Below are 8,209 nucleotides of genomic sequence, written 5' to 3'. Positions count from 1 at the left end.
CGCTCACCGCCAATTCGACGAAATCTTCTTGCGACGCGCGGCCGGACCATACATCCGGGTCAAACTGAGAAGAACTCACGGTGAGCAAAACGAGTCCGCTCTAGCCCGGATTGCCGACGTGAAGTTGGATTTCGGTGCGTTCGTCTGCAACCGTTTGAATGATACACGGGTCCTTATTTAGAGCCGGATTAATTGCCACCGCGCGGCTTCCGGGATATTCTGGCAATGAAGCAGCGCTGTTGTCACGAGAGAGCTGGTGCGCGCCTGGAATTTTGACTTTGCCGAGCAGGAATTCGTCGAGGCGGGACTAGACCCGACGCGCTGGGTGAAGGCGCTCGATTCCATAGCCGTCGCCACCGGGAGCCAGGGCGCGATGCTGATGCCCATCTCGGGCGGACTCCTTCCGAACGTTCCCTATACCGAAACCGTCTCCGGGGCGATGGATGAGTATTTTCGGGATGGATGGCATCTGCGGGATGAGCGAATGCGCGCCGTTCCGATCATTACAAAACGCGGGGTCGCGGATGATTTCGACGGCCATAGCGCGGATGCGATAGCCAGACTTCCATTCTACCGGGACTTCTTGGCGCGACATCGCCTACGCTGGTACGCCGGCGTCAAGGTCGCCAGCGGCGATGATCTGTGGGCCGTGGCAATTCAGCGAACGATCGATCAAGGACCTTTTTCGGTAGAGGAGAAGGATGCGTTGGCGCGAACATCAAGGCGGCTTTCAACCGGCGCCGCAATTGCTCGCGCCCTGGGCGCTTCCGCTGCCGCCGGCGCGCTCGAAGCTTTCGAGATGAGCGGCACCGCGGTGGTTCTGGTCAACCGCCACGGCAATGTCTTCAAGGCCAATCGGTCGGCTGAACTCCTTCTGGTCGATGATGTCCGAATTGTAAAAGGCAAGCTGGTTGCAAAAGATGCGGGGGCGACCACGGCCTTGCACCGCGCCATTCAGGGTCTGTTGTGGCGTGCGACAGGCGGAATGGCCGCTCCGATCGCTTTGCCTCGCGCATCGCGCCGACCCGTGTTGGCGTATCCCGCAAGACTTTCGAATTCGACGGCCAACGCGCTGGCCGATTGCCAGGCCATCGTCATCCTGATCGACCCGGACACCAGGCCTCGGACGCCTGAAGCGACCCTGCGGGCGGCATTTCGCCTGTCTGAGGCGGAAGCCAGGCTCGCGACCCAACTCGCTTTCGGCGAGTCGCTGGAAAACGTCTCCGATCGGTTCGGGATCGCAAAGGAGACCGCGCGAAGCCAGCTCAAGAGCATTTTTGTGAAGACTGGCGTACATAGGCAGGCTCAACTGGTTGCGGTGCTGGCCAACCTGTTGTGAATTGCGATCCACTTGGAGCGGATGCTGCTTCGCAGGAGAGGGTAAGTCGACACGAGTTCACAGTCACTTTGCATCGGCGGAGACCGCCGGTCACTGCCATCGAGCATCGTGTCGTGAATGTTCACAGGCGAAAATCACTTGTCGATGTGTCCAGCCAAAAATCCTATAGTCGCCTCGACTTATCTGGAGTGGCGGCCGCTGACGTGCTCATGAGCAATAAAAACAGCGCTCTTGCGGCCTCATACCGTGCTGCCACTCGCCTTCTTACTTTTCCTCGCATGAGAATCCTACCTGAGTAGGTCGCAACGTGCCATTCCCATCCACGCGCGTACCTCCGCACTTCCATATCTAGAAGCAGGAGGTCACCTGATTTAGCGTGATTGGGGTTAGTGGAACTGAACTCAGTCGGCACCAAACACACCCTTTCTCAGCCAGATCGCTGTTACTCGCTCACATGTCAGAAAGCCCGTACGCATAACGGAGTGTAGGAGTTTCAACATCACCCAAATGGGTTAGAGCACTGCGAGGCCTTGCAGGATTGCGGTTGTTCCCTACGATCACGGGGCGACTGCAAAATGGAACTCTTGCAACAGGACCGCAGATGAAAGCCGGTCGCCGATCGATTAAGAACCTATGTCATTCGTGCGGGTCGTCGCCTCTCGGCTCCTGCAGAAACTTCGGTATGGGACCACGCACCTCACGTTCGCCGCGACCGCGCGGAGCGGGGCGCTCGGACGGATCGCGGCCAAGCTTGGACTGCAATTCGACGAGGTCGGTGAAGACGTCGGCCTGGCGCCGCAGCTCGTCGGCGGGCCCTGATCGGTCCTCCATCGGACCGCCTCACCAGCGATCTCGGAGCCCAGCGTGTCGAAACCTATCGCGGCGAACTCTCCGGCGGCCGTTTGTCAGAAAATGACGTTCGGCTGTCCTGATCCGTAGGATCTTGTCCGTTGTCCAAAGCAGGGCTCCATGGCGACATACGGGCAATCCGGCCTGGGCCGAGGAAACAACCGGGAAAACCGCAGCAAGGCTCCGAGAGTGGTTGGCGGTACTCGCGACGAGCTGAGCGCAAGGAGAGTGAGATGGCCTCCAGCAGCATCGTTACTCAAGTTACGAAAGCGCGGACCGGATCGACGATGATGGCGTGGCGCATACATGAGTTTGGACCGCCGCAGGTCATGCAGTTCGAGGCCCTCTCTCGTCCGGAGCCCGGGCCCGGCGAGGTCCTGATCAAAGTTGCAGCAGCCGGGGTGGGCCCGTGGGACGGCTGGATCAGAGCCGGAAAGAGCGCGTTGCCGCAGCCGCTCCCGCTCACTCTGGGTTCGGACCTTTCAGGTGAAATCGTCGCCGTTGGGCCCGGAGTCTCGCAAGAACGCGCAGGAGAGCAGGTCTACGGTGTTACGAATCCGCGGTTCGTCGGGAGCTACGCCGAGTACGCATTGGCTTCCGTCGAGATGGTCTCAGGTAAGCCGAACTCGCTCAGTCATGCCGAAGTCGCCTCCGTTCCTGTCATCGCCGTCACCGCATGGCAGGCACTGTTCGACCACGCGCAACTCAGAGCGGGCCAAACGGTGATCATTCACGGGGCGGCTGGCAACGTGGGATCCTACGCGGTCCAATTGGCCCGTCATGCTGGTGTGCAGATCATCGCAACGGCATCGTCGGCCGACGCTTCCTTCGTGCGCAACCTTGGTGCAAACACAGTGATCGACTATCGGAGCCAGCGCTTCGAGGAGGAAGTGCGGGATGCGGACGCCGTCATCGATCTCGTCGGCGGCGAGACGCAAAGTCGCTCGTTCGAGGTCCTTCGTCGAGGCGGCAAGCTGATCTCGACAGTGTCCCGTCCAGATCAGGATCTCGCAAAACAGCACGGCGTGGAAGCCACCTTCTTTTTGGTCGACGTCACGAGCCGGTATCTGACGGAAATCGCTCGCCTCGTCGATGGTGGAGAACTGCGAACGAACGTCGGCGTGGTGTTGCCGCTCGCGGATGCGCGCCAGGCTCACTTGATGCTGGAGGGCGCGCGGCCCCGGCCAAAAGGAAAGATCGTGCTCGCGGTCGGAGCGGACTGACCGATCTCGCGCCTCCTCTTGCGCTCAAGCGTCCGGATGCGCCAGCCAAGCCCATCGATTCTTGTTTGAAAGGATAAAAAATGCCATCCCGAACTCCCGCCCAGGCTCTCGTCATTCCCGATTCCTTGCTGGCAAAGGAGGCAACAGACGTACTGCGCGAGCATTCCACCGATCTGCTCTTCAATCACTCGATCCGGGTCTTCCTGTTTGCGGTGGAGCAGGGCCGTCAGAGGAAGCTGCGTTTTGACGCTGAACTTCTGTATGTGGCGGCCGCGTTCCACGATCTCGGTCTCATCAAGAAATTCTCCAGCCCGGACGAACGCTTCGAGGTCGATGGCGCGAACGCCGCCCGACAGTTTCTGAGCGCCCACAATATTGGTGAGGACCAGGTGCAGAGGGTCTGGGAGGCGATCGCGCTGCATACGACCCCCGGCATTCCGAAGTACATGGGTCCCGAGGTCGCGCTCCTCAATTCAGGTGTTCTGCTCGATGTTGTCGGGGTAGGCTTCGACCAGTTTCCCGCGGAGCTCCGCGAGGAGATCGTTGCCAAATATCCCCGCACGAATTTCAAGGAAGGCTTCGTTCGGGAGTATTTCGCCGGCTTTGCGCACAAGCCGGCGACCACGTACGGCACCGTCAACGCCGCGGTCTGCGAACGCTTCATGCCGGGGTTCAAGAGCCCCAACGCCTGCGACTTGATCGCGGGTTCGCCCTGGTCTCACTAGAGGAGAGGTCATAATGTCGATCAATGCATTCCCCAATCGGATAGCTGCGCTGTTACGCCCTTCAGAAATCACGCCCAGACAGGGAATAGAACTGCTACGAACGACGTTCTTGGCGGTCGTAGCAGTAGCCATTGCGGGAGCTTCGCCCGCGTTCGCCCAGGATCGGGAGCAAGTCAAGCTCGTCTTCGAGCACGCACTGCCCAACGTTGAAGGAAAGAGAATGGCTGCTGTCCTGGTGAGTTATCCGCCCGGGAGCAAATCGCTGCCTCACCGCCACGCAGCGTCGGCCTTCATCTACGCCTATGTGCTGTCCGGGGCCATCCGAAGCCAGGTCGGCGATGACGCTCCGCAGGTCTTTCGCACAGGCGAGGGTTTTTACGAAACGCCAGGCTCACATCACAGGGTGAGCGAGAACGCGAGCGACACGGAGCCCGCCAGCTTGCTCGCGGTCTTCGTGGTCGATTCCAAAGACGGGGCGTTGACGATCCCCGACAACGACGCAGCACCGAGATGATGGCGCGACAGGATCGCCTGTCCAGTCACCGTCCGGCCTTTGCACCGTGTGAACGACATGCATAATAAGGCGCCTGATCGGAGAGGCAGCAAAGGTGCCGGTACAAGCTGTCGCGATAGTCATCTACGAGGGGGTCCAGGCCTTGGACGTGGCCGGGCCGATGGACGTGCTCAGCGAGGCGAACACATTTCTCGACGGTGCCGACCGCTATGAACCCGTACTCGTTGCTGCTCACCACAATCCGCTGCGCGCCTCGAACGGCATACGGCTTATTGCCGATCTGACGCTTGAGGAGGCGACGGGTGGATTCGACATTGTTCTCGTGGCCGGCACGCCCACCCCACCTGAAACGGAGCCCGACCCGCACTTGCTTCAGTGGGTCAAGGAGCTACCGTGGCGGTCGAGCCTCTATGGATCGATCTGCACCGGGGCTTTTGTCCTTGGCTATGCCGGTCTGCTGGACGATCGGCGTGTCACGACCCATTGGCAGGATGCGCAGGCACTGGCGGCCAGGTTCCCGAGAGCAAAAGTCGAACCGGATTTGATCTATGTCCGCGATGGGCGGCTGATCACCGCGGCGGGTGTGACTGCGGGAATAGATCTCGGTTTGGCCCTAGTCGGGCAGCGCCACGGCGCGGAAACGGCGCTCAAAGTGGCCAAGCGGCTGGTCGTAGTCGCCCAGCGCCAAGGCGGGCAGTCTCAGTTCAGCCCCTATCTCACGGCGCCTGCCGATCCGGAATCGCCTATCGCCCGTATCCAGGACCACGTGATGTCGAACGTCGGGGATCGCCACTCGCTTGAGTCCCTTGCCGCTGTCGTCGGGATGAGCGCCCGAAATCTTGCCCGGCATTTCGTGCAGGCGACCGGGATTACGCCGCACGAATTCATCGAGCGCGCCCGCATCGATGCGGCGCGCATGATGCTGGAGGGAAGCGACCGGCCGTTGAAGGCGGTTGCATTCGACTGCGGCTTCGGCTCGGCGGATCGGATGAGGATCGTGTTCACCGCCCGTCTCGGCGTCAGCCCCATCCAATATCGCGCAAGCTTCCGGCGGGCGACACCGGAATAGACCGCGCGGCTCCCCGGCAAGGCAACGCTCGCGATCCTGCTACCCGTGCGAAGCGTCATGTCAGGAAACGACGTGCGGCTGTCCTGATGCGCGGGATGCCCTTTCTTGTGCGGAGCGGTGCCCGGTTGGCAAATAGGGGCGAGCAACCAGCCCGCTACGCAAACAAGGAGAGCGCTCCATGTCCGAGATCATCGCCGGCATCCGCCTGCCTGACAGTGCCATCGCCCGCGCGGCCACGCAGCTCGTGCGCGATACCGAGGACGACCTGCTCTCAACCACAGTCGCCGCGTCTTCCTTTGGGGCGCGCTCACCGCCGAGCGCCTCGGCCTGAAGTACGAGCCGGAGCTGCTTTACCTCGGTGCCATGTTCCACGACATGGGCCTCACGGAGAAGTATTCCAGTCCCGACCTGCGCTTCGAGGTCGACAGCGCCAATGCCGCGCGCGATTTCATGAAAAGCTACGGCCTGCCGGAGCGTGAAATCGAGGACGTGTGGATCGCCATCGCGCTCCACACCACGCCCGGTATCCCCGAGCATATGCGACCCACCATCGCGCTGGTGACTGCCGGCGTCGAAATGGACGTGCTGGGGCTCGCCTATCACGATTTCACGCGTGAGCAGCGCGACCACGTCTGCGTCCACCATCCCCGCGAGACGAACTTCAAGGAGAATATCATAGATCACTTCGCCAAGGGCATCATCAAGAAGCCCCTGACCACGTTCGGGAACGTGAAGGCCGATGTCCTTGCGCTGAAGGACATGAGTTATGTCCGCCAGAACTTCTGTTCGATCATTCTCGGTTCGGCCTGGCCGAACTGACCTTCGTTGCTGGACCGGAGTAAATCCCATGGGCGTCATGCGGACTGAGATTTGCGGACCTGAAACAGCTGTAGTCGGACAGAGCGAGGCGTGCGACGCTGCGCAGAGCCCGATCGACGCGATCATGACCCGCCGGATCGCGTGCCGTGACTTTGCGATGCTCCGGTCCCGCGACGAACGATCGAGCAGATACTCCACGTCGCGCGCTTCGCGCCAAGCGGTGCGAACATCCAGCCCTGGCATGTCTACGTGTTAAGTGGCGCCGCCAAGACCAACGTTTCGGCGGCGCTGCTGCACGCGCATGAAACATGCCGAGACGAGCACGTCTCGGAATACAAATTTTACGCCAGCGAGTTGCCTGATCCGTACCTGAAGCGACGACAGGAATTCGGGCGGCTCTTCTACGGGTCGCTGGGAATCCGCCAGGCCGATGCCGAGGCAAGAAGCAGGCAGACCGCGAAGAATTACACGTTCTTCGGAGCGCCCGTAGGGCTGATCGTGACGATCGATCGCCGGCTGGAAGCTGGAAGCTGGCTTGATCTCGGCATGTTCGTCCAGAACGTGATGCTCGCCGCAGCGGGACGCGGACTTCAGTCGTGTCCGCAGGAGACGTTCTCGAAATATCACCGGATCTTGCGCCCCCTGCTCTCGATCCCGGAGGAGCAGTTGGTGGTGTGCGGCATTTCGGTCGGGAAGCCCGCAGTCGAGGGGCAGCGATTGATGCCGCGGGCGCATGTGGATGAGTTCGCGACGTTCTTGGGATTGGACGCGTAAGAGACAGTCAACGGAGGAGATCGTCATGGCGAGTCGAGAAGAACTGATCCAGCGGAGCATTTCTTTTCTCCGCGAAGCGAAGGACATGACGCCCGGGGCCGATATGGAGCGCTGGCTCAACGAGACGTACCGCGAAAGCAGCGCGCTCTATCGGGATCTCTCTCGTCTGATCAAGATCGGGGTTGAGGAGGGCTGGGCGGCGAACCAGGATGTGGACGGCCCGAACTACCGCCGCAGCCGCATCATCGAGCCGACTGCCGAAACCTTCCAGTTCAGCCTCACGGCGGTCTACATGAACAGCGCTGCTCCACGCCAGTTCAAGGAAGAGGACGACCACGACGTGCTGCGCGGGCAGTATCACGGTCATCCCTATGGCGAGATCAACCTCGTGGTGCCCTTGAACGGGGGCGCGGAGTTGAAGGGGTTGCAGGGCTGGCAGGGACCCGGTTGGACGGCGCCCGAACCGGGCAGCAGGCACTTTCCGGAGGTCAGGGGCGGTGCGGTGATCGCGCTGTTCTATCTCCCGGCCGGACGCATCTCGTACGAATTCAAGGCTCCCGCCGGCTAGGTGCAAACAGCGCAAACAAAGGCTGTTGCGCCGTCAGGCCCCGACAGGTCCGGAGAAGATCGTCGCCGGCGGTGTCGTGCGCGGCAGGGGAAGCGGGCGCTCTACCGAGGGCGCGGGGCGCGAGCCTCCTTTGGTGTCGTACCGTTTGGCCGGTCCAGCAGGCGTCGCCTAGTGAAAGGGTCGGCCTTCTCGGCGATGGTCCGAACCCGATCGGCGAAACCCCGATAGAATTCCTGCTCCATGACGCAACCCCGCAACGGGAGCGCCCACCCGGCCGCATCACCGCGGCGTTGGCGCTCAGGCATTCCGCGGCCTCGCCAGCGGCCATG

General features: G+C 61.5%; 8 protein-coding genes and 3 pseudogenes. 9 read left to right on the top strand and 2 right to left on the bottom strand.

All coding sequences use genetic code 11. The annotated features are described in order from the left end of the window. The coding region (locus tag Q0687_RS03340) for a hypothetical protein (protein WP_298872226.1) at positions 1-181 on the top strand (181 nt) is incomplete at its 5' end. Positions 182-256: 75 nt separating this feature from the next. Continuing rightward, a complete protein-coding gene (locus Q0687_RS03335) occupies positions 257-1,339 on the top strand; it encodes a helix-turn-helix transcriptional regulator (protein WP_298872223.1) in 1,083 nt (360 codons plus the stop codon). A gap of 636 nt (positions 1,340-1,975) precedes the next feature. Here the strand turns inward: Q0687_RS03335 and Q0687_RS03330 are convergent. Then, positions 1,976-2,149 (bottom strand): annotated as a pseudogene (locus tag Q0687_RS03330) (NYN domain-containing protein); the annotation flags it as partial. Positions 2,150-2,421: 272 nt separating this feature from the next. Between Q0687_RS03330 and Q0687_RS03325 the strand changes: the two are divergent. The 7 genes and pseudogenes from Q0687_RS03325 to Q0687_RS03295 all read left to right on the top strand — a co-directional run bounded on the left by Q0687_RS03325 (position 2,422) and on the right by Q0687_RS03295 (position 7,880). Next, on the top strand, positions 2,422-3,411 hold the full coding sequence (locus tag Q0687_RS03325) for an NADP-dependent oxidoreductase (RefSeq protein WP_298872221.1): 990 nt from the start codon (positions 2,422-2,424) through the stop codon (positions 3,409-3,411). 80 nt (positions 3,412-3,491) lie between these two features. Then, complete coding sequence (locus Q0687_RS03320) at positions 3,492-4,136, top strand: HD domain-containing protein (RefSeq protein WP_298872219.1); 645 nt, start codon at positions 3,492-3,494, stop codon at positions 4,134-4,136. A 10-nt stretch (positions 4,137-4,146) separates the two neighbouring features. Continuing rightward, a complete protein-coding gene (locus tag Q0687_RS03315; RefSeq protein WP_298872233.1) occupies positions 4,147-4,650 on the top strand; it encodes a cupin domain-containing protein in 504 nt (167 codons plus the stop codon). Positions 4,651-4,744: 94 nt separating this feature from the next. Beyond that, positions 4,745-5,719, top strand: a complete 975-nt coding sequence (locus Q0687_RS03310) for a GlxA family transcriptional regulator (protein ID WP_298872216.1) — start codon at positions 4,745-4,747, stop codon at positions 5,717-5,719. Positions 5,720-5,897: 178 nt separating this feature from the next. Next, positions 5,898-6,538: pseudogene (locus Q0687_RS03305) on the top strand (HD domain-containing protein). A 180-nt stretch (positions 6,539-6,718) separates the two neighbouring features. After that, complete coding sequence (locus Q0687_RS03300) at positions 6,719-7,312, top strand: nitroreductase (RefSeq protein ID WP_363323922.1); 594 nt, start codon at positions 6,719-6,721, stop codon at positions 7,310-7,312. A gap of 25 nt (positions 7,313-7,337) precedes the next feature. Then, the gene (locus Q0687_RS03295) at positions 7,338-7,880 is read left to right on the top strand and encodes a DUF4863 family protein (RefSeq protein ID WP_298872215.1); all 543 of its coding nucleotides are present in this window, start codon (positions 7,338-7,340) and stop codon (positions 7,878-7,880) included. A 33-nt stretch (positions 7,881-7,913) separates the two neighbouring features. On the opposite strand, the pseudogene Q0687_RS03290 reads toward Q0687_RS03295, so the two are convergent. After that, a pseudogene (locus Q0687_RS03290) lies at positions 7,914-8,122 on the bottom strand (hypothetical protein). Positions 8,123-8,209: the final 87 nt, after the last annotated feature.

Origin of the sequence: uncultured Bradyrhizobium sp. (assembly GCF_936928535.1) — a bacterium.
GTDB lineage: Bacteria > Pseudomonadota > Alphaproteobacteria > Rhizobiales > Xanthobacteraceae > Bradyrhizobium.
Note: the sequence above shows the minus strand (reverse complement) of the source record. Positions and strands in the feature narration are given on the sequence as shown.

Excerpts from the sequence above, each read along its gene's own strand:
- Q0687_RS03295 (WP_298872215.1), top strand. The coding sequence starts at position 7,338 with ATGGCGAGTCGAGAAGAACTGATCCAGCGGAGCATTTCTTTTCTCCGC.
- Q0687_RS03320 (WP_298872219.1), top strand. The coding sequence starts at position 3,492 with ATGCCATCCCGAACTCCCGCCCAGGCTCTCGTCATTCCCGATTCCTTG.
- Q0687_RS03325 (WP_298872221.1), top strand. The coding sequence starts at position 2,422 with ATGGCCTCCAGCAGCATCGTTACTCAAGTTACGAAAGCGCGGACCGGA.